Origin of the sequence: Kribbella sindirgiensis, assembly GCF_004331435.1 — a bacterium.
Classification (GTDB): Bacteria; Actinomycetota; Actinomycetes; order Propionibacteriales; family Kribbellaceae; genus Kribbella; species Kribbella sindirgiensis.
In genome coordinates this window covers 193,264-212,909 of the sequence record NZ_SJKA01000008.1, presented here as the reverse complement: position 1 = coordinate 212,909, position 19,646 = coordinate 193,264, and the positions used below count along the sequence as shown (strand labels likewise).

20 protein-coding genes are annotated in these 19,646 nt (G+C 67.6%); 11 read left to right on the top strand and 9 right to left on the bottom strand.

The window, feature by feature from the left end:
* The first annotated feature begins 98 nt into the window (after window positions 1–98).
* Entirely contained in the window at window positions 99–1,013 is a 915-nt protein-coding gene (locus tag E0H50_RS24355) for a proteasome assembly chaperone family protein (RefSeq protein WP_131292451.1), read from the top strand.
* A gap of 314 nt (window positions 1,014–1,327) precedes the next feature.
* Window positions 1,328–2,179: an acyl-CoA thioesterase gene (locus E0H50_RS24350; protein WP_131292448.1), complete on the top strand. Its 852-nt coding sequence runs from the start codon at window positions 1,328–1,330 to the stop codon at window positions 2,177–2,179.
* A 3-nt stretch (window positions 2,180–2,182) separates the two neighbouring features.
* Here E0H50_RS24350 and E0H50_RS24345 read toward each other — a convergent pair whose 3' ends face one another.
* A complete protein-coding gene (locus E0H50_RS24345) occupies window positions 2,183–3,541 on the bottom strand; it encodes an aminotransferase-like domain-containing protein (RefSeq protein ID WP_165547280.1) in 1,359 nt (452 codons plus the stop codon).
* 152 nt (window positions 3,542–3,693) lie between these two features.
* Between E0H50_RS24345 and E0H50_RS24340 the strand changes: the two genes are divergently transcribed.
* From E0H50_RS24340 to thrS, 6 genes are all read left to right on the top strand, one after another.
* Window positions 3,694–4,647 (top strand): substrate-binding domain-containing protein, encoded by a 954-nt coding sequence (locus tag E0H50_RS24340; protein ID WP_131292442.1) that lies wholly within the window; start codon window positions 3,694–3,696, stop codon window positions 4,645–4,647.
* Window positions 4,644–5,468 (top strand): deaminated glutathione amidase, encoded by an 825-nt coding sequence (locus E0H50_RS24335; protein ID WP_202868307.1) that lies wholly within the window; start codon window positions 4,644–4,646, stop codon window positions 5,466–5,468. The genes E0H50_RS24340 and E0H50_RS24335 overlap by 4 nt, the downstream gene beginning before the upstream one ends.
* A 16-nt stretch (window positions 5,469–5,484) precedes the next feature.
* Window positions 5,485–6,420: an ABC transporter substrate-binding protein gene (locus tag E0H50_RS24330; RefSeq protein WP_131292439.1), complete on the top strand. Its 936-nt coding sequence runs from the start codon at window positions 5,485–5,487 to the stop codon at window positions 6,418–6,420.
* A gap of 2 nt (window positions 6,421–6,422) precedes the next feature.
* On the top strand, window positions 6,423–7,346 hold the full coding sequence (locus E0H50_RS24325; protein WP_131292436.1) for an amino acid ABC transporter permease: 924 nt from the start codon (window positions 6,423–6,425) through the stop codon (window positions 7,344–7,346).
* Entirely contained in the window at window positions 7,343–8,107 is a 765-nt protein-coding gene (locus E0H50_RS24320; RefSeq protein WP_131292433.1) for an amino acid ABC transporter ATP-binding protein, read from the top strand. Before E0H50_RS24325 ends, E0H50_RS24320 begins: the two co-directional genes overlap by 4 nt.
* Before the next feature lie 154 nt (window positions 8,108–8,261).
* Window positions 8,262–9,509, top strand: a complete 1,248-nt coding sequence (gene thrS, locus E0H50_RS24315) for a threonine--tRNA ligase (protein ID WP_131292430.1) — start codon at window positions 8,262–8,264, stop codon at window positions 9,507–9,509.
* Window positions 9,510–9,553: 44 nt separating this feature from the next.
* Here thrS and E0H50_RS24310 read toward each other — a convergent pair whose 3' ends face one another.
* Genes E0H50_RS24310 through E0H50_RS24295 form a run of 4 tightly spaced genes read right to left on the bottom strand, consistent with a single transcriptional unit; the run spans window position 9,554 to window position 13,794 of the window.
* Complete coding sequence (locus E0H50_RS24310) at window positions 9,554–10,411, bottom strand: MaoC/PaaZ C-terminal domain-containing protein (protein ID WP_131292427.1); 858 nt, start codon at window positions 10,409–10,411, stop codon at window positions 9,554–9,556.
* Between the two features lies 1 nt (window position 10,412).
* Window positions 10,413–11,759, bottom strand: coding sequence for a 3-oxoacyl-ACP reductase (locus E0H50_RS24305; protein ID WP_131292424.1), 1,347 nt, complete (start codon window positions 11,757–11,759; stop codon window positions 10,413–10,415).
* An 8-nt stretch (window positions 11,760–11,767) separates the two neighbouring features.
* Window positions 11,768–13,045, bottom strand: a complete 1,278-nt coding sequence (locus E0H50_RS24300) for an acetyl-CoA C-acetyltransferase (protein ID WP_131292421.1) — start codon at window positions 13,043–13,045, stop codon at window positions 11,768–11,770.
* Entirely contained in the window at window positions 13,042–13,794 is a 753-nt protein-coding gene (locus E0H50_RS24295; RefSeq protein WP_131292418.1) for a TetR/AcrR family transcriptional regulator, read from the bottom strand. Before E0H50_RS24295 ends, E0H50_RS24300 begins: the two co-directional genes overlap by 4 nt.
* Before the next feature lie 114 nt (window positions 13,795–13,908).
* Between E0H50_RS24295 and E0H50_RS24290 the strand changes: the two genes are divergently transcribed.
* Window positions 13,909–15,189, top strand: a complete 1,281-nt coding sequence (locus E0H50_RS24290) for an acyl-CoA dehydrogenase family protein (RefSeq protein WP_131292705.1) — start codon at window positions 13,909–13,911, stop codon at window positions 15,187–15,189.
* A 13-nt stretch (window positions 15,190–15,202) separates the two neighbouring features.
* Here the strand turns inward: E0H50_RS24290 and E0H50_RS24285 are convergent, their stop codons facing one another.
* The 3 genes from E0H50_RS24285 to E0H50_RS24275 form a co-directional block, all read right to left on the bottom strand.
* Entirely contained in the window at window positions 15,203–16,540 is a 1,338-nt protein-coding gene (locus E0H50_RS24285) for a tyrosine-type recombinase/integrase (RefSeq protein ID WP_131292415.1), read from the bottom strand.
* Window positions 16,541–16,883: 343 nt separating this feature from the next.
* The gene (locus tag E0H50_RS24280; protein WP_131292412.1) at window positions 16,884–17,102 is read right to left on the bottom strand and encodes a hypothetical protein; all 219 of its coding nucleotides are present in this window, start codon (window positions 17,100–17,102) and stop codon (window positions 16,884–16,886) included.
* 83 nt (window positions 17,103–17,185) lie between these two features.
* The gene (locus E0H50_RS24275; protein ID WP_131292409.1) at window positions 17,186–17,599 is read right to left on the bottom strand and encodes a DUF6086 family protein; all 414 of its coding nucleotides are present in this window, start codon (window positions 17,597–17,599) and stop codon (window positions 17,186–17,188) included.
* A 135-nt stretch (window positions 17,600–17,734) separates the two neighbouring features.
* Between E0H50_RS24275 and E0H50_RS24270 the strand changes: the two genes are divergently transcribed.
* Window positions 17,735–18,310, top strand: a complete 576-nt coding sequence (locus tag E0H50_RS24270; RefSeq protein ID WP_131292406.1) for a hypothetical protein — start codon at window positions 17,735–17,737, stop codon at window positions 18,308–18,310.
* 112 nt (window positions 18,311–18,422) lie between these two features.
* Here E0H50_RS24270 and E0H50_RS24265 read toward each other — a convergent pair whose 3' ends face one another.
* Window positions 18,423–18,809: a DUF7660 family protein gene (locus E0H50_RS24265; protein WP_131292403.1), complete on the bottom strand. Its 387-nt coding sequence runs from the start codon at window positions 18,807–18,809 to the stop codon at window positions 18,423–18,425.
* Window positions 18,810–19,024: 215 nt separating this feature from the next.
* On the opposite strand from E0H50_RS24265, the gene E0H50_RS24260 reads away from it, so the two are divergent.
* Complete coding sequence (locus E0H50_RS24260) at window positions 19,025–19,594, top strand: hypothetical protein (RefSeq protein WP_131292400.1); 570 nt, start codon at window positions 19,025–19,027, stop codon at window positions 19,592–19,594.
* The last annotated feature ends 52 nt before the right edge of the window (window positions 19,595–19,646 follow it).

Here is a 19,646-nt window from a genome sequence, read left to right as displayed (position 1 = left end):
GAAGATCCTGAATCTTTCCCGGCAGCCGGAATTTGTCCGCGACACCGATGCGTTGGTCAAGGTAGAACGGCCTGCTGGCAATTGCGAAGGAGACGACGATGCTGCGACCGGACGACCTCTACGAGATCGTCGACGAGTCGGTGGCGACCGGCCCGGCGGCGACGCCGAAGGTGCTGGTGCACTCGCTGGACGGGTTCATGGACGCCGGCCTGGCCGGGCGCGTGACCGCGGACCACCTGCTCGAGGTGCTGGACCACCGGCTGCTGGCGCGGTTCGACGTCGACCTTCTGCACGACTACCGGGCCCGGCGGCCCGAGGTGACGTTCGCCGAGGACCGGTTCACCGACTACACCCCGCCGCACCTCTCACTGCATCTGGTGACCGACGACGCCGGCGTGGAGTTCCTGCTGCTCGAGGGCGCCGAGCCGGACAACCACTGGGACCGGTTCGCCGGGGCGATCCGGCAGCTCAACGACCTCTACAACGTCACGCTGACGATCGGTGTGCACGGCATACCGATGGGTGTGCCGCACACGCGGCCCCTCGGCCTGACGGCGCACGCGACGCGACCCGAGCTGGTCACCCGCTCGAACATCTGGGACGGCGAGATGGTGCTGCCCGCGAGCGCCGGGACGATGCTGCAGGTCCGTCTCGGCGAGGCGGGCAAGGACGCGATGGGCTTCGCCGTCCACGTGCCGCACTACCTGGCCGAGAACCGTTTCCCGGGCGCCGCGCTGGCCCTCGTACACGCGATCTCGGCCGCGACCGGCCTGCTCCTCCCTAGCAAGGGCCTGCTCGACGAGGCCGCCGTCACCGGCCGGCTGGTCGACGAGCAGGTCGAGGCCTCGGACGACGCCAGCGCAGTTGTCAAGGCGCTCGAGACCCAGTACGACGCGGCCGAAGGCTCCGTCACCCGCAAGAGCCTCCTCGCCGACTCCACCCCGTCCGCAGACGAGCTAGGCGCAGAAGTAGAACAGTTCCTAGCCGAACTCAACCGCGAAGACAACGACTAACCCCCCGCCGCGCACCGTGTATCGGGGCGCTGCACAGGAACCGGGGGCGTTGCACAGATCACTGCCTGTGCAACGCCCCCGGTACTTGTTGTGCGCCGAGGGCGCGCGACGTGGGGCCCCCTCCTCACCCCCGCATTTGCCTGGCTGACCCATCAAGTCCGGGGTTGGTGACCCTCAACCAGGGTCAGGAACCCCCGATTTGATGGGTCAACCAGGCAAATGAGGGGAGGGGGCGTGCGCGTGCGTGACGGTTTCCACAACGGCTACCCAGTGGGTACGTCGTTGTGGGGCGGTCGGGGCTGTCAGGATGAGGCATGCCTGAGTCGCTGGAGGACCTGGTCGAGCTGCTCGACCTGGAGAAGATCGACGTCGACCTGTTTCGTGGGCGTCAGCCGCAGACGTCGATGCAACGGGTGTTCGGGGGGCAGGTGCTCGGCCAGGCGCTCGCGGCGGCCGGGCGGACCGTCGACGCCGAGCGCCTCGTGCACTCGCTGCACGGATACTTCCTGCGCGCGGGCGACACGTCCGTGCCGATCGTGTACCGCGCGGAGCCGACCCGCGACGGCGGATCGTTCAGCAGCCGCCGGGTGGTGGCGTCGCAGAACGGGAAGCCGATCTTCTACATGTCCGCGTCCTTCCAGCGCCCCGAGCCCGGCCTCGACCACCAGGATCCGATGCCGGACGACGTCGTACCGCCGGAGGAGGCGCCGCGGCTCGCGACCGTCCTGGAGGCACGGTCGGGCCGCCCGGCCGCCGACTGGGACCGGGAGTGGGCCTCGCTCGACGTACGCCTGGCCGGTGTCACCGGCCGGCAGTTCTGGATCCGCGCCGCCGGCAAGCTTCCCGACGACCCGGCCCTGCACGCCTGCGTCCTCGCCTACGCCAGCGACCTGACGTTGCTCGGGGCAAGCTTGCTTCCGCACGGCATCGTCATCGGCGACCGCCGCATCCAGCCCGCCTCCCTGGACCACGCCCTCTGGTTCCACCGCCCGTTCCGCGCCGACGAGTGGCTCCTCTACGACCAGTCGTCCCCCTCAGCCTCCGGCGCCCGAGGCTTTGCCACCGGCCGCCTCTACACCGCCACCGGCCAACTCATCGCCTCGGTCGCCCAGGAAGGCCTGATCCGCCCGGTCGGCCTCGACCTGGACGAACCACGCGATCAATAGGGGTTAGCGGGCCTGTACGGCGAGGGCGACGGCGTCGGCCACCCGCTCGGGGTCGGGGATGGGTAGGCCCGTGGCGATGCGGATGGCGGGTGGGCCGGGTTTCGTCCAACTGGCGTTTGCGCCTGCGACGGCGATGCCGTGTGACGCAAGGACGAGGGTCGCCTCGTGTTCGCTCCGGACGGGGACCCACACCGCGAGACCGTCGACTCCGGTCGGCTCGAGGCCGCGTGCGGACAGCAGTCCGGCGAGGTGCTCGCGGCGTTCGCGGTACGTCGTACGCGCGGTGGCGACCGCAGACGTCGCGAACTCGTCCTGGAGGAGCCACGCGAGCGCGTTCTGCAGCAGGCGACTGGTCCACCCCGAGCCGAACTGGCGATAGACCCGCACGCGCTCGATCGGCTCGGCGGCCCCGGCCATGACGGCGAGGCGCAGATCGGGGGAGTGGGACTTGGAATAGCTTCGAACGAGCACACTCTGATCAGGCAGCACTTCGGCGACCCCGTGGTAGTCGAACGAACTCAGCTCACCGAGACCGTCGTCTTCGACCACGAGTGTGCCGGTGCCGGCCAGCAGCGCCGCCAGCTCGTCGCGGCGTGCCGGCGTGACCGAAGCGCCCAGATGCGAGCTGCTCCGGGGCTCGTACACGAACGCGACGGGATCCTGCTGGAGCGCCTCTCGCAGCGACGCCGGGATCGGGCCCTCGGCGTCGGTCGCGACGGGCACCGGGCGCGCGCCGACGTTGTCGAGGATGTCCAGCAGGCGAGGGGTGGCGGGCTCTTCGATCGCCACGTGTTCGCCGGGAACAACCGTCGTACGCATCAGCAGGAGCAGACCTTCGTAGCCGCCGTTCACGCACATCCAGTGGTCGGTCTCGAAGGGCCAGGTTCGTCCGGCGGCCTCGCGCAGGGGGCCGCTGATCGACACCACCTCGTACGAGTGCACCTCCGGATCACGGAGCGCGTGGACGAACGCCTCGGACATGCTCGGCAGGAGCGCCGGATCCGGGACCGCGCGCGAGAGATTGAGCGTCTGGTCCGGCCAGTAACGGGAGATGTTCTCGTAGCGGGCCGGTCGGGGGACCGCCAGGCCACCGAGGACCCAGGTGCCCTGCCGTCCGCCGCCGGCGACCACGCGTTGCTTGCGCAGGGTGGCCCAGGCCGCGGACACGGTCGCCGGACTCACGTCGAGCCGCGGAGCCAGCGCTCGGACCGTCGGCAGCCGGGTCTGTGGGGCGAGCTCACCATGCCTGACGAGCCGGGCGATCGCCGCCGCGATGCCGGCCGCGCTGGACTCGGCGATCTGCTCGGCCAGCCAGGCGGACGACACCGCCGGTCCGTCCTGCGGCGGGACGTCTTCGGTCATGCGCTTCCCCAGTTTTTGATCAGTAACATTCAAGATCATTGTTCGAGCATTGAGCTGAACATAGGCTACCGCGTATTCCAGCTCGCGACAGCGACGTCGCGGACCGACCCGGACCCCACGAGAGCGTCCCGGCAGCGAAGGAACCTCAGCGCGTGAAGCTTCACCTCGGCGTACGCCATTGGGACCACGTGATCCCGCTGGCCCTCGGCGACGTCCCCGGACCGACCGTCACCCGGCTGGAGGCGACGCCGGATCTGTGGGATGCACCCGAGTACGACGGCGGCGAGACCTCGTTCAGCCGCTACGTCCGGGCCCGTGCGGCCGGGGACGACCGCGTGGTCGCGCTGCCGATCTTCCTGATGCGCGGCTTCCGGCATCGCTGCATCATCGTGCGGCGGGACTCGACGGCCGAGACCGCGGCCGACCTGAAGGACGGCCGGATCGGCCTGACCGGCTGGCCGGACAGCGGCAACACCTGGACCCGCGCGATCCTCGCTGAGGCCGGCGTCGGTATCCATGACGCAGACTGGCAGGTGGGCCCGCTCACCGCGGCTCATCCGGTCGTGGACCGCATCGGCGGAGTTGCTGTCGGCAACAACGTACGGCACACCGCCGACGGTGCGCGGCTGGTGGACCTGCTGCTGGACAAAGAGCTCGACGCCGTGATGACCCCGTTCATGCCACCCGGATTCCATGCCGAGGAGTCGCCGTACCGCACGCTGTTCCGTGACACCCGGGCCGAGGAGCGTGCGTACCACGGTCGCCATGGCTTCGTCCCCGGCATCCACTTGCTTGCCCTGCGCAAAGAAGTGCCGGCGGAGAGGCCCGAGATCGCTCAGCAGCTCATCGACCTGTTCGAGCAGGCGAAGCAGCTCAGCTTCCAGCGCCGGAACAAGCTGATGGACATCACCCCCTGGCACAACGAGGAGGTCGGCGTCACCACCAGGATCTTCGGCCCGGACTGGATGCCGTACGGCGTCTCGGCCGACCGCCGCATGGTCGCCGCGTTCCAGGACCACCTCGTTGCCCAGGAGCTCCTCGCGCGGCCGGTACCCGCCGAAGACCTCTTTCCTTACCAGATCGACCCGTTGGAGAAGATCGCATGAGTACGCTGAAGGTCGCGGCCGCGCAGTTCGTCGCGAGCATCGACTGGCAGGAGAACCTGGATACGGCGACCCAGCTGATCAAGCAGGCCGACGTCGACGGCGTCGACCTGCTCGTGCTCCCCGAAGGCGTACTCGCGCGCTTCATCGAAGAGCGTGAGCGGATCCGCGAGCACGCCCAGCCACTCGACGGCCCTTTCGTCACCGGCCTCCGTAAGGCCACCGAAGGCCTTGCGGTGACCGTTGTCGTCGGCATCCACGAGAAGTCGGACAACGACAAGCCGTTCAACACCCTCGTCGTCCTCAAGGGCGGCACCATCACCGGCCTCTACCGCAAACTCCACCTGTACGACGCCTTCAGCGCGCTGGAGTCCGACAACGTCACCCCGGCTGACGTCGTACCCGGGCTGATCGACGTCAACGGCTTCAAGGTCGGCCTGATGACCTGCTACGACGTCCGGTTCCCCGAACTGTCCCGCCTCCTCGCCCTCGACGGCGCCGACGTACTCGTGCTGCCGGCCGCCTGGGTGAAAGGCCCGCTCAAGGAACACCACTGGCAGACTCTCGTCACCGCCCGCGCGCTCGAGAACACCCTGTACGTCGTCGCGAGCGGTGAATGCGGTCAGCGCAACATCGGCCAGAGCCTCATCGTCGACCCGCTCGGCGTACCGCTCGCCCAAGCAGCAGAGGAGCCGGCCACCATCACGGCCGTCGTCTCCCGGCAGCGTCTGACCGACGCCCGCCGCCGCCTGCCGGTCCTGACCAACCGGCGCTTCTCCGTCAGCCCCACCCCTCGACCGGTCGAAGCCGTCCCCACCAGCTGAAGCCGTAGGAGTAGTCGTGTCCATCCCCCGCAGCACCACTCTCGCTGTAGTCGCCGCAAGCCTGCTCGGCCTGACCGCCTGTACCGCGGACCCGGTCGACACCAGCACCAACGCCAACGCGAAGGCGCCGGCCGCCGCGATCCCGCAGCAGCAGGTCGACAAGGCCCTGCACGACCAGCTGCCGGAGAAGATCAAGAGCGCCGGCAAGATCGTTGCCGTCAACAACGGGTCGTTCCCGCCGTACGTGATCGTCGGCACCGACAAGGACACGTCCATCGAGGGCGCGACGGCCGATCTGTCCCAGGCGATCAGCCAGTTGCTCGGCGTCCGGATCGAGCACACCACGGTGGACGGACTGGCCAGTGTCCTGTCCGGGATGCAGGCGAAGCGGTACGACCTGGACCTGGGCCCGACCGGCGACTTCGTCGAGCGGCAGAAGCAGGCGACCTTCATCGACTACGTCCAGGAGTACGTCGTCTTCGCCGTGCACAAGGGGAACCCGAAGGGCATCGACGGTCTGGACACCGCGTGCGGCAAGCGGATCGCCGTACAGGCAGCGGGATCGGCGGAGAAGGTGATCAAGGCGCAGTCGGCGAAGTGCGTCGCGGCCGGTCAGCCGGCGGTGGAGGTGCAGTCGTACAAGGACCAGCCGTCGTCCATCCTCGCGGTGCAGTCCGACCGGGCCGACGCGTTCTTCTCCTCGCAGGCGCCGCTGACCTACTTCGTCGCGCAGTCCGGTGGCAAGCTGGAACTGGCCGGCGTTGGCAAGGGCAACGGTTTCGAGGACCTGTTCCAGGGTGCGCTCGTGCCGATCGGGTCGCCGCTGGCCGACGTACTGCTCGCTGCGTTCGAGAAACTGCATGCCAACGGCACCTATGACGCGATCATGGCGAAATGGGGCCTGGAGAAGAACAAACTGGCCAAGCCGGGCCTCAACCTCGGGAAGGGCTGACCATGGCAACCACGGTGCAGGACGCTCGCGCCGCCGGTCTGGAGCTCGATGTCCGCAACGCGGCGCATCGCAAACACCCGTGGCGCTGGCTGTCGGCGCTCGTCGTCCTGGTGTTCGCCGCGCAGCTGGTGAAGATGCTGGTCACCAACGAGAACTTCGGCTGGGACGTGGTCTGGGCCTGGTTGCGTGCCGAGTCGATCGTCCGGGGCCTCGGCATCACCCTGATGCTGACCGTCGTCGCGATGGTGATCGGCGTCGTGCTCGGCGTACTGCTCGCGGTCTGCCGGATCTCGGCGAACCCGCTGCTGCGCGCCGCGGCCGGGCTGTACATCTGGTTCTTCCGCGGTACGCCGACCCTCGTGCAGCTGATCTTCTTCTACAACCTGTCCGCGCTGCTGCCGACGCTGAACCTCGGCATCCCGTTCGGGCCGGTCTTCGCCAGCGTCGACACGAACACCTTGATCACCCCACTCCTGGCCGCGATCCTGGGATTGGGGCTGAACGAGGGCGCGTACATGGCCGAGATCGTCCGCGGCGGCCTGCTGTCGGTCGATCCCGGTCAGCGGGAGGCGGGTCAGGCGCTCGGGATGAAGAACTCCCGGATCATGAAGCGGATCATCCTGCCGCAGGCGATGCGCTTCATCGTGCCGCCGACCGGCAACCAGGTGATCAGCATGGTGAAGGCGACCGCGCTGGTCAGCGTGATCGCGCTCTCCGACCTGCTCTACACGGCGCAGTCGATCTACAACCGGACGTTCGAGACGATCCCGATGCTGATCGTGGTCTGCCTCTGGTACCTCGCGGTCACCTCGGTGCTGTACGTCGTGCAGTCGTTCATCGAACGCCATTACAACCGCGGCGCCCGGCACCAGGCTCCCAGCTTCTGGGACTTCCTGAGAATCCGTCCGAAGGGGTTGGCAGCATGAGTACGGCGGTATTGCAGGCGCGTGGTGTCCGCAAGAGCTTCGGGCACACCGAAGTCCTGTCCGGGATCGATCTCGACGTGACGCCGGGCGAGACGGTCGTCGTCCTCGGCCCGTCCGGGTCCGGCAAGTCGACCTTCCTGCGATGCATCAACCTGCTCGAGTCCCTCGACGCCGGCCGCATCACCGTCGACGGCCGCGATGTCGGGTACGACGTACGCAACGGCCGGCTGCACGAGCTGTCGCCGAACGAGATCGCCCGGCGGCGCCGGGACATCGGCATGGTGTTCCAGCAGTTCAACCTGTTCCCGCACATGACCGCGCTGGAGAACATCGTCGAGGCGCCGATCGCCGTCCTGGGAGAGGGGCGACGGGAGGCCACCGCGCGAGCCGTCGAACTGCTCGCCGAGGTGGGACTGGCCGGCCGGGAGAAGGCGTATCCGCGCCAGCTGTCCGGCGGGCAGCAGCAACGCGTGGCGATCGCCCGGGCGCTGGCGATGCGTCCGAAGCTGATGCTGTTCGACGAGCCGACCTCCGCACTCGATCCCGAGCTGGTCGGCGAAGTGCTCGCCACGATGAAGCGTCTCGCGAGTGCCGGTCTGACGATGGTCGTCGTCACCCATGAGATCAGTTTCGCCCGCGAGGCCGCCGACCGGGTGGTGTTCATGGACGCCGGCCAGGTGGTCGAGCAGGGCACGCCCGAGCAGGTGATCGACAATCCGCAGCACGAACGAACCCGTGCTTTTCTTTCCCGTTTCCTCTGATACCTTGGAGACATGTTGCAGCGCGCAGTAGTCACGACGACGCCGGACCTCGTCCTGGCGCGCTGACATCTGACTGTCTGACCAAGCCCCGGGGCGAGTGCCCCGGGGCTTTGTCGTGCTCCGTGGGTGCCTCGCCTCACCCCATGGAGGAATCATGTACGACCACCGCAAACTCGGCCGCGAACTCGGCCTGTTCGACTCCGACCCGCTGATCGGCGCGGGCTTGCCCTACTGGCTGCCCGCGGGTGCCGCGGTACGCCGTGCGCTCGAGAGCTACATCGCCGAGGTCGAACGAAGAGCCGGCTACCAGCAGGTCTATTCACCGGTCCTCGGCAAGCGCGAGCTGTACGAGATCTCGGGCCACTGGGCGAAGTACCACGAGGACATGTACCCGCCGATGGAGATGGGCGGTGAGGAACTGGTCCTGCGCCCCAGCATCTGCCCGCACCACGCGCTGATGTTCCGATCCCGCTCCCACAGCTACCGCGAACTCCCACTCCGCTTCTCCGAGCTCGGCGGGCAGTACCGCGCTGAACTCTCCGGAGCGATCGGCGGCCTGAGCCGCGTCCGCGCCATGCAACTCAACGACGCCCACATCTTCTGCCGCCTCGACCAGGTCGCGTCCGAGGCCGCCGAGGCGCTGCGTTTGATCAAGCAGGCGTACGCCGACATGGGCATCGCAGCGTCGCGCTACGTCCTCGCGCTCCCGTCTGCTGACGCGGAGTTCAACAGCCCGGCCAGCAAGTACGTCGGTGACGCGGCGAGCTGGGCGCAGGCCGCCGACCTGCTCCGCGAGGTGCTGAAGAACGCCGGCGTCGAGTACGAGGACGCGCCGGGCGACGCGGCGTTCTACGGGCCGAAGATCGACATCCAGATGGAGGATTCGGCGGGTCGCGAGTTCAGCCTGTCGACCGTCCAGATCGACTTCCACCAGCCGGAGCGGTTCGGGCTCGAGTACATCGGTGCCGACGGCAACAAACACCGTCCGGTGATGGTGCACCGGGCGATCGTCGGGAGCATCGAGCGAGCGGTCGCCCAGCTGATCGAGGTGCACGGCGGCGCGTTCCCCGCGTGGCTGGCGCCGGTCCAGGTCGTCGTACTGCCGATCTCCGACGACGAGGAGAAGCTCGCCGCGGAGGTTGCGCGGCGGGCCTCGGACCGCGGGCTCCGCGTGGAGATCGCGCACGCGGACGAGGGCAGCCTGGGCGCCCGGATCCGCGAGAGCCGGCTGGCGCCGTACGCCGCGGTCATCGGTGCGCGCGAGGCCGCGGCGGGCGAACTCGCGGTGCGCCTACGCGACGGGCAGCGGTGGGACCCGGCGCCGATCGGCGCCGTACTGGATCGGATCCGGGCGGAAGCGGTTCCCCAGGCCCTCGCAATTGCCGACGACGAGGAGGTGTGAGCGTGAGCCCCGACCGAGGAGCGCGATTGTGATGGCCTGGCGGTTCAGTTCGCCTGGAGTTGCCCGATCAGGTGGGTCACGTCGTGCGCCTCGTCGTACAGCGCGAAGTCGACCGTCTTTCCGGTCTGCTGGAAGCCGAACCCGACCCGCGACGGCAGCAGCAACGGCTTACGGAAGTCCACGCGGACCGTGAAGGCGTCCGGCAACACGCCGGCCCGCTGGATCGACGCCAGCGCGGCGGCCTTGGCCCACATCCCGTGAGCGATCTGGCGCGGGAACCCGAACGCCTGAGCGGTCAGCTTGAACAGGTGGATCGGGTTCCGGTCGCCGGACGCCGCGGCGTACCGGCGGCCGAGGTTGCCCCGCAGGTCCCACCATGCGCTCGGGCTCAGCACCGGGTCGGTGAGCAGGTCGGCGTGCGCGCCTTCCGTCCCGGCCGAGCGGCTGAGCAGGGTGGTGAGGTCGCTCCACACCAGTTCGTGATCGACGAAGACCTCGCTGATCACGTCGAAGACGGTGCCCTTCGGATGCGGGCGTTCCGCCGTACTGTGCACGCGGATCGCCGGTTCGGCGTGCAGCGGGATCGGCTGCTTCTGCGTGATCGTGTTGGACAGGTGCACGATCCCCATCGGCTTGTACGGGAACGAGGGATCGGACATCAGGTCCAGGTGCAGCGGGAACGCCAGGACATGCGGGTACGTCGGGGGCAGCGCGGGACCCGCTGCGAATCCGGTGACTTCTCGGTAGGCCTGGAGGTGGTCCTGGTCGATCGCGGACCGGGGCAGCTCGAGAGTCAGGCCGTCCTCGTCCGGCTCGTAGTCGGCGCGCCGCAGGGTGGCTTTGACGGTCCGCGCGTACAGCGCGCCGAGGCCGGGGGAGTCGTCGTACCGTCGGGTCGGCATCTCAGGCGCCCAGCATGCTCTGGCCGCAGACCCGCACGACGTTGCCGGTCACGCCGGCCGACGCCGGATCCGCGAACCAGGCGATCGTCTCGGCCACGTCGATCGGCAGACCGCCCTGCTGCAGCGAGTTGATCCGCCGCCCGACCTCGCGGATCGTGAACGGGATCTTCGCGGTCATCTCGGTCTCGATGAACCCGGGCGCGACCGCGTTGATCCGGATCTGCCGCTCCGCGAGGGATGGCGCCAGCGCCTGCACGAGACCGATCACGCCGGCCTTCGAGGTCGCGTAGTTCGTCTGGCCGTTGTTGCCCGCGATCCCGGCCATCGACGACACCCCGATGATCGAGCCGCCGTCCCGCAGCGCCCCGGACTCGACCAGGTGCTTGGTGATCCGCTCCGGCGCGCGCAGGTTCACGTCGAGTACGGCGTCCCACGCGTCGGTGCGCATGTTGACGAGCCGCCGGTCACGGGTGATGCCCGCGTTGTGGACGACGATGTCGAGCCCGCCGTGCTGCTCCTGCGCGTGCGCCGCGATCCGCTGCGCCGCGTCGACCGCGGTGACGTCGAGGAGGAGCTCGGTGCCGCCGATCTTGGAGATCACCTTGCGCAGCGGGTCCGCGTTCTGCGGTACGTCGACGCCGATGATCGTGGCGCCGTCGCGGGCCAGTGTGTCGGCGATGCTCGCGCCGATCCCTCGAGCCGCGCCGGTGACGAGGGCTGTGCGACCGGCGAGCGGCCGCGCCGGGTCGTTGCTGACCAGCGGTCCGGTCCCGATCCGGGCGACCTGGCCGTCGACGTACGCCGACTTGGGGGACAGGAAGAAGCGGAGCGTCGAGTCGAGTTGCTCGTGGGCGTCCGGGGCGACGTACACGAGGTTGACCGTGGCGCCGCGCTTCACCTCCTTGCCGAGACTGCGCGTGAAGCCCTCGAGGGCGCGCTGGGCGACCTGCTGCTCGGGGGAGCTCGCGAGTTCCGGCGTACGGCCGACGACGATCACGCGGCCCGCCGGAGCGAGCTGGCGGACAACGGGGGAGAAGAAGCGCTGCAGGCTGGTCAGGTCCGCGGTCGAGACGGCGCCGGTCGCGTCGAAGACGATCGCCTTCGGCCGGATCGTGCTCGACGCGACACCTTCGGCCGCCGTACTGAACGAGGCGCCGATATCGCGCAGCAGCGCCTGGACCGCCTTGCCGGCGTCGGTCTCGCCGATCGCGCCGAAGACGACCGGCCCGTCGATCACCTGCGAGCCCTCGGTCCAGCGGGGCAGCGGCGTCGGGTCGGGCAGACCCAGGTTCTTCACCAGCGTCTTGCCGAGCGGCGTCGTGGTGAAGGTCTGGTAGCGATCCGTCATCTCAGCTCCTACTTCTCGAGGATGGCGACGACACCCTGGCCGCCCGCGGCGCAGATCGAGATCAGGCCCCGGCCGCCACCGTTCTCGTCCAGTTGCTTGGCCAGCGCGGCGACGATCCGCCCGCCGGTCGCCGCGAACGGGTGCCCCGCGGCGAGCGAGCTGCCGTTCACGTTCAGCTTGCCTCGATCGATCTCCCCGAGCGGCGCGTCCAGGCCGAGCCGCTCCTTGCAGAAGATCGGATCCTCCCACGCCTTCAAGGTGGACAGCACCTGCGACGCGAACGCCTCGTGGATCTCGTAGTAGTCGAAGTCCTGGAGCGTCAGTCCAGCCCTGGCCAGCATGCGCGGTACGGCGTACGCGGGCGCCATCAGCAGGCCTTCCGCGCCCTTCACGTAATCGACCGCGGCGGTCTGCGAGTGGGTCAGGTACGCGAGCGGCCGCAGACCGTGCTGCTCGGCCCACTCGTCGGTGCTGAGCAGTACGGCCGACGCGCCGTCGGTCAGCGGTGTCGAGTTACCGGCCGTCATCGTCGCGGTCTCGCCGTTGCCGTACACCGTCCGGAGCTTCGCGAGCTTCTCGAGGGTCGTGTCGGGGCGCAGGTTCTGGTCCTTCTCGAGGCCCAGGTACGGCGTGATCAGGTCGTTCTGGAAACCCCGGTCGTACGACTTCGCGAGGTTCATGTGCGAGTTGTACGCGAGCTCGTCCTGCGCCTCGCGGGTGATGCCCCACTCGAGCGCGGTCAGCGCGGCGTGGTCACCCATCGACTTGCCGGTCCGCGGCTCGGCGTTGCGCGGGATCTCCGGTACGACGTCCTTCGGGCGGACGCGGGCGAGAACCTTCAGGCGGTCCGGGTACGTCTTGGCGCGGTTCAGGTCGAGCAGCACGTTGCGCAGGTGGTCATTGACGCTCAAGGGCGCGTCGGACGCGGTGTCGACACCGCCGGCGATCCCCGCGTCGATCTGCCCGAGAGCGATCTTGTTGCCGACCAGGATGGCGGCCTCGAGACCGGTGCCGCAGGCCTGCTGGATGTCGTACGCCGGGGTGGTCGGCGCGAGCTTCGACCCGAGGACCACCTCGCGCACCATGTTCCAGTCGCGGGCGTGCTTGAGGACGGCTCCGGCGACCACCTCACCCACCTCCTGACCGCCGAGGCCGGTGCGGTCGACGAGACCGTTGAGGGCGGCGGTGAGCATGTCGGAGTTGGAGGCGTGCCGGTAGGTCTTGTCCTGCCGGGCAAACGGAATCCGGTTGCCGGCGACCACTGCCACCTTGCGCGGTTCGGTCACGATATGTCTCCTGCTCTGGCTCTCGCGGAGCGGGTCTGTTTGGTGGTCAGCTTGGTTGTCAGCGCCTTCTGCCCGACGGCAGTGGCGAGTGTCGCTGTGATGGCGGTCGACCGGACGGTGCCGACATCGGCATGATGCACCACCGGGTGACCCGGGCCGCTGCCCGACACGATCAGCCCGACCCTTGCCATGTGCAACGATCCTAGTGTCTGCGTGTACAGGTGGTTCGCGAGGTACGCGGTGTCGACCTCGTCGAAGACGCCGGTGCGCTGGCCGGCCTTCAGGATGGCGGCGATCCGGTCCAGCGGCGCGGCCATCGCCGTACCGAGTTTGACCATCACCGGCTCGGTGATCTCACCGAACAGCTCGTCGCCGGTCCGTCGGAGCAGGCTCATCGCGCAGTCGGTGAACGCCGGGTACTGCAGACAGAAGTCGACGAACGTCTCGCTGAGGCTTCTCAGCCGGTTGAGCGGTTGGCGGCGCGGGTTGTCGACGTACTCGAGTTTTTGGTCGAGCTCGCCGAGGTAGTCGACCAGGGTGAGCGCGAACAGCTCTTCCTTGCCGGCGAAGTGCCGGTAGATGAGGGCCTTGTTGATCCCGACCCGCTTGGCGATATCGTCGATCTGGGCGTCGATCGTGCCGCGCTCGTCGAAGATCTCGCGGGTGGCGCGGATGATGTCCCGCTCGCGGTCGCGCCGACGCTCCGCCGTGGTACGGCGGCGTCCGATCGCGAGCAGCGCGGAGCTCATGAATCGATCTTAGCCACAGTGGTACCCCTTGGTGCAAACGACAGTTACACTCGTCGGTAACATACCCGCATTTGTGAGGACCTGATGAGCGACCCTGTTGTGTCCGCAGACGTGATGTCGCTGGCCGGCGAACTCGGCGCCGAGCGCTCGAAACCGGACTGGAGCACCTTCTCGCTGGCGATCAACGACGACCAGCGCGAGATCCGGGACTGGGCGCACACGTTCGCCGCCGACGTCATCCGCCCCGCCGCGGCCGAATGGGACGAGCGCGAGCAGACCCCCTGGCCGATCATCCAGGAAGCGGCCAAGGTCGGCATCTACGGCCTCGACATGAACATCAACCTGTTCGTCGACCCGACCGGCCTGCTGATGCCGCTCGTCCACGAGGAGCTGTTCTGGGGCGACGCCGGCATCGCGATGTCGCTGAAGGGCACCGGCCTGGCCTCGTCCGCGATCTTCTCCAACGGCACACCGGAGCAGTGGAGCCAGTGGATGGGGCGGTGCTACGGCACCCCGGACGACGTACGCGTCGCCGCCTTCTGCTCCTCCGAGCCCGGCGCGGGATCGGACGTGTCCGCGATCCGTACGCGGGCTGTCTTTGATGAGCGCACCAACGAGTGGGTCATCAACGGTCAGAAGGCATGGGCGACGAATGGCGGCATCGCCGACATCCACGTCGTTGTCGCCACCGTCGACCCCGCACTCGGCACCAAGGGCCAGGCCGCCTTCGTCGTACCCAAGTCAGAGGTCCGCGGCCTGGAGCAGGGCACTAAATTGAGGAAGCACGGCCTCCGCGCTTCCCACACCGCCGATGTCTTCTTCGACAACGTCCGCATCCCCGCCGCCAACGTCCTCGGCGGCAAGGAAAAACTCGACGAACGCCTGGCCCGCGCCCGCTCCGCGACTCAATCGACCGGCCGCAACGCCTCGATGGCCACCTTCGAAATGACCCGCCACATCGTCGGCGCCCAAGCCGTAGGCATCGCCCGCGCCGCCTACGAGGTAGCCCTCGACTACGCCAAGACCCGCGAACAGTTCGGTCGCCCCATCATCGACAACCAGGGCATCGCCTTCAAACTCGCCGACATGGCCATGGAAATCGACGCCGCCCGCCTCCTCGTCTGGCGAGCCGCCAACATGTCCGCCGCCCTCATGCGAGGCGAAACCCCCGACTACCGCCACGGCGAAGGCTCCATGGCCAAACTGAAGGCCGGCGAGGTAGCCGTCAAGGTCACCGAAGAAGCCATCCAAATCCTCGGCGGCAACGGCTACACCCGCGAATACCCGGTCGAACGCATGCACCGAGACGCCAAGATCTACACCATCTTCGAAGGCACCTCCGAAATCCAGCGCCTCGTCATCGCCCGCGCGATCTCAGGCATGCGCATCCGGTAGGTGTTTCCGCAGGTCACAGGCTGATTCCAGGGTCATCGAGAGACTGGCCGCCGTCGGGTTCCCAGTGGGTCGTGGGGGACCGGCCGGCGGCCAGCTCCGTCACAGCTCCGTGAGATTCCATCGAGAAGAGACGGGACAGCCGCGAGTCGACAGCCTTCCGCGCTCGCTCGTACGATGAGGGCAGCATGTGGGTGTAGAGCCGGAGCGTGAACCCTGGGTCGCCGTGCCCCAGGTACTGCGCCAACTCCTTGATGTTCACGCCGTCCGCCAGGGTGATGCTCGCGTAGTAGTGCCGCAGCGCGTGCATGCCGTTCTCGCGACTGGAGTAGTACTGCCGCCTGCCCCGCGCGTCCTTCGTCGGCTCGGGTATGACGCCAGCGTGGAAGAGCGCCGGCTTCCACACCAGCTCGTCGTACGTCCGCGCCCGGATGTGCTTGTCGTCTGTCCACCGAAACAAGAGGTTGACGGTGTGTGGCTTCCCGTCGATCTTCTCCCACGGCAACGTGTAGGCCCGCGGCTTCGCGGTCTCGATGTACTCCGTGAGCATCACGGCTACACCTTCGGACATCGGCACCGTCCGCTCGGTGTCGTTCTTGGGCAGCGCGAAGACGAACTCCCGGCCGAGCTTCTTCACCTGTCTCCGGACTCGGATCACCATCTCGTCGAAGTCGACGTCCTCCTCGGCGAGTCCGAACAACTCACCTTGCCGCAGCCCGCACGCAGCACCGATCGACGCGATCGGCCTGTACTGCGGCGGATGCCCCTCCACGATCCGCAGCACAACCTCATCACTCCAGGCAGTGGTCTTCCCGCCCTTCTCCGCCGGCACCTTGACCACTCGCGCCTTGGCCGGATTCCGCTTGATCGCCTCATCATCAACGGCAACCTCCAACGTCCCGTGCAACACGAGGTACGCCGTACGCGCCGTAGACGCCCCGAACCGCGCATCGAGCCCCGCCACCCACGCCGCGATCTCCGAAGGCTTGATCGTCCGGAGTTGCCGCCGCCCAAACACCGGTACGACGTGAAGCCGCAAAGACGACTCGTACTTCATCGCGGTCGCTGGATCCACCACCCGTGAAGCAAGCCACCTCTCGGCAACCTCCTCAAACCGAACCTTCCCAGCATCCGGATCGATGTACTCCCCACGCTCCCGATCCGTCTCCATCGCAGCGCCGTGCCGCTCGGCTGCCGTCTTCGTCCCAAACGCCTTCGACCGCTCCCGCCCCTCCGGGTCCACCCACCCCGCCAACCACCGCTTCCCTCGCCCCCACTTGGCCGTACGAACTCTCTCGATCGTCCCGTCGGCCTGCTTCACCGCCCGAGTCCACTGATCCTTCACGTAAGCCACCGCGCCGCACCTCCATCATGTCGATGTGCGGCAGCTCAACGTTTCGAGTGTGGAGAGAATCGACCGTCCTCCGGGCGTACGGCGATAGTTCGCGAAGACTTAGTCGCGTGCGGACTTGAGCACCAGTCGAGTTCAGACCGTCCACCCCTGACCACCGTGCGCCTGGACAGGCCTAACGATCCAGCGGAATGTCCGGGTCGATCCGAGGCCGCTGCTGATCGATAAGAGCCAAACTCACCAGGGTGGGACGAGAGGGGGGCGACTGATGCGCGGCACTCGTCCGCCAGGTGATCTGCGACATTCGAAACACGGATCGCGGCACGAGCGGTCGCTTCGAACGGCGCTAGCCCTCACCTTCGCTTGCTCGCCACGCGATCATGCGATCTGCTACGCCGCGCCGCCAGTCAATAGGCTCGCCGCTCTCCTCCGCCTCCTCCACGTATTCGGCGAGCCGCTGGAAAAGGGCCGCGGCCGTGACTCCCTCCCAGCGGCCGGGATGGTCATAGGCGTCGTCGCGGAGATCCCAGAAGTTGTCCACAAGTCTGCGCTCGACGCTCACCATTGCAGGATCCTATGCCGACGACTGGCACACGCTCATGGGCCGTTCCGAGCTTTCACTCTCCGCGGCATGAGTGCGTTTGCTGCCTAGCGCGGCATGAAGCGCAGCATGGCATGCGCTCGCTGACGCAGGTCGTCCTCGGTTTCGACTGAGGGCGCTTGCCCACTGCCAGCCTGGACGTCGTGTTGACGGCCGACGAGGCCAGACGGCCGGACCTCGACACCAGCTCTCTCGGCGAGGGCAAGAACCGTGATGACGAACCCGTCCATCATGGCGCGGAGAATCTGGTGGTTCGAGGTTCCACGGTAGGTGAGGAGTGCCGCAGCGAACGTGCCGAATTGCTCGACATCGACTTCGCACTCGTCGACCTCCATTGGCCCCACGCCGGATGCCAACGACAGTTCGTCTTCGAAGAGGCGGACCTGGGCGCGAAACACTCGGGAGACCCCCGATGACGGATTCCACAGCACGATGTCCCGAGCCTGGTAGTACTGGCTCATCCGACCGCCTCTTCGCTCACCCGAATGAGGATAGGTGCATCGCCAGTGTCCTGACCCCCCTCCGTTCGTCACGAGCTCGGAACGCGGCTGATGCGGACGTTTCGCACTGCCGCAGGCTACGGGCATGCTGTAGCGATGGGTAGGACTGAGGATCCGACGGGCGACGACCGACGCGAGGCCGTCAAGGACGGGTTGGTCGAGTTGCTCGGGTTCGATGAGCGCAGGCGCGGTAGATGGCTTGACCGCCGCCAGCTGGCGCCGAACGAGAGAGCCAACCGGTGGCTGTACCTAGTTCTGGTCATCGATCAGGAATTGGATGGGCAGTCGAGCGGACAGGCGGATTGGGCGGAACTGACGCTCTGGCTCCTGCGCCAAGGACAGGCACGGGGCGTGTTCACCAAAGCAGGGAGCGCAGAGCAGCTTGCGTATTGCACGATGAAGATGCGGCGCGCGGGCATCAGCTTGGCCGTGCTGCCATCGGCTGACGAGATCGTCCGGACGTGCCTGGACGCACTCCCAGTCCGTCTGAACGAGGTCACGAAACTCGCTGACCGGCGCGAACTGCGCGGCCTTGACCGCAGTCAGATGCGCCAGTCCCGGCAGGCGAACAGACTGGTCGGCGCTGCCCAGTGGCACCCGGACCAAGTCCAGGATCCGCGCCTCGCCTCGCAGCTGCGCGAATGGATCGGCGTCAAAGCGCAGCTCGTGTAGCGTCCGCGTCGTCCGAGCACATTCGACGGGAACCCTCGCCATGGCAAGCACGCTTGGCTTCGGGCGCGCCGATCAGGCGTGATCACCTCTCGCTCCTCGGTGGCATGTGCGATCACTCGTAGACTGTCGCGGCCCTGAGAGCATCGTTTACGACTTCCCAGCCATTGCCGGGCGGTACGGTTCGTCGATTGAGGTAGTAGCCGCCCGAATCGGCAAGCCACGATGCGAGGGCTTCGAGGTACTCGTGGAGTGCTGCATTACGCCAAGGCGCAGCCATGGCCGCCTCTTCAGCGAGGTCTCGGGCAGTTGCTATGACCCGCTCCCGGCCGTTCGCCAACGAGGCTGAAGGGCATCCACCAGCTGTGCACTCCTCGTCAACGTCAAAATCACCATGCTCGAACTCGTAGTGAAAGCACACGTAGTGCATTCGCTCGAAGACCTCGAACTGTGCTGCGGAGACCTTGACCGGTCGGCGGCATCGTCGGCACTCAAGCTCCATTCCCGCAGCATGCCACGCGGCGCCCTCGCGGTTGACAGGCAGTTCGGGTGAACGCCCGCACATCGGCTGATCCGTGCGTTCGCCGGGTCGTTCAGCGGCGCCAGGCTTCTGGGCTGTTGCGGATCAGTTGGCGGACAGGTGTCGCGGATCTATTGTCGGATTCACTGGGCCTATCGGGGAGGCAGCGTACCGTCGTTCCGGAAGGAGCCGAGTCCATGAGTGATAGTGACGCGGGCTCGCACGCGGAGGCGGGTGCCAAGGTTCCGAAGGACCCTGAAGGCCCGGTCCTGGGGGAAGTTCAGCCAACGCCCGAAGACGAAGCGGCTCAAGCAGTGATGGAGTGGCTCACCGAGAATCCCGACACCAACGCGGGCAGCGTTCGCATTCTCGCTGACCACAAGACCGTCGTGGTCTATTGGAAAGGCGATCCTCCGGCTGAGCTGCAGCTAGTCGTGGCGAGTCAGCCAGTGCCGGTGGCCATCCGCCAGGCGACCTACAGCAGGGACGAGCTCGTGGCCGCCGCCAGATCGCTGATGGCTGCCAACAGAGGCGTCATCAGCTCGGCCGGGCCGAACTATGACTTCTCCGGCGTGGGGATCACGCTCAGCTCCAAGGCGCCACAGACAGCGCTGGCAGCGGTACGGGCCCAAAGCGCAGTACCGATCGAGTTCCGCGGGGTTCTGGATATTACGCACGGCCGCCCATCGTCGCGGACCTTCGATTGGCGACGCCGAATCGGCAGGTTGCGCGTGTGTTCGGTGATCACCAAGTCAGCTCGCGTCTGATGCCGGTCGGTCGCTTACGCTCAAACAGGATCAACCGAATGGTGAGCCGGGG

Bases quoted from the DNA above. Each gene is read 5' to 3' on its own strand.
- E0H50_RS24355 (WP_131292451.1), top strand. From the start codon at position 99: ATGCTGCGACCGGACGACCTCTACGAGATCGTCGACGAGTCGGTGGCG.
- E0H50_RS24290 (WP_131292705.1), top strand. From the start codon at position 13,909: ATGTCGCTGGCCGGCGAACTCGGCGCCGAGCGCTCGAAACCGGACTGG.
- E0H50_RS24275 (WP_131292409.1), bottom strand. From the start codon at position 17,599: ATGAGCCAGTACTACCAGGCTCGGGACATCGTGCTGTGGAATCCGTCA.
- E0H50_RS24350 (WP_131292448.1), top strand. From the start codon at position 1,328: ATGCCTGAGTCGCTGGAGGACCTGGTCGAGCTGCTCGACCTGGAGAAG.
- E0H50_RS24325 (WP_131292436.1), top strand. From the start codon at position 6,423: ATGGCAACCACGGTGCAGGACGCTCGCGCCGCCGGTCTGGAGCTCGAT.
- E0H50_RS24345 (WP_165547280.1), bottom strand. From the start codon at position 3,541: ATGACCGAAGACGTCCCGCCGCAGGACGGACCGGCGGTGTCGTCCGCC.
- E0H50_RS24305 (WP_131292424.1), bottom strand. From the start codon at position 11,759: ATGACGGATCGCTACCAGACCTTCACCACGACGCCGCTCGGCAAGACG.
- E0H50_RS24310 (WP_131292427.1), bottom strand. From the start codon at position 10,411: ATGCCGACCCGACGGTACGACGACTCCCCCGGCCTCGGCGCGCTGTAC.
- E0H50_RS24280 (WP_131292412.1), bottom strand. From the start codon at position 17,102: ATGGTGAGCGTCGAGCGCAGACTTGTGGACAACTTCTGGGATCTCCGC.
- E0H50_RS24265 (WP_131292403.1), bottom strand. From the start codon at position 18,809: ATGGAGCTTGAGTGCCGACGATGCCGCCGACCGGTCAAGGTCTCCGCA.
- E0H50_RS24260 (WP_131292400.1), top strand. From the start codon at position 19,025: ATGAGTGATAGTGACGCGGGCTCGCACGCGGAGGCGGGTGCCAAGGTT.
- E0H50_RS24270 (WP_131292406.1), top strand. From the start codon at position 17,735: ATGGGTAGGACTGAGGATCCGACGGGCGACGACCGACGCGAGGCCGTC.
- E0H50_RS24295 (WP_131292418.1), bottom strand. From the start codon at position 13,794: ATGAGCTCCGCGCTGCTCGCGATCGGACGCCGCCGTACCACGGCGGAG.
- thrS (WP_131292430.1), top strand. From the start codon at position 8,262: ATGTACGACCACCGCAAACTCGGCCGCGAACTCGGCCTGTTCGACTCC.
- E0H50_RS24335 (WP_202868307.1), top strand. From the start codon at position 4,644: ATGAGTACGCTGAAGGTCGCGGCCGCGCAGTTCGTCGCGAGCATCGAC.
- E0H50_RS24320 (WP_131292433.1), top strand. From the start codon at position 7,343: ATGAGTACGGCGGTATTGCAGGCGCGTGGTGTCCGCAAGAGCTTCGGG.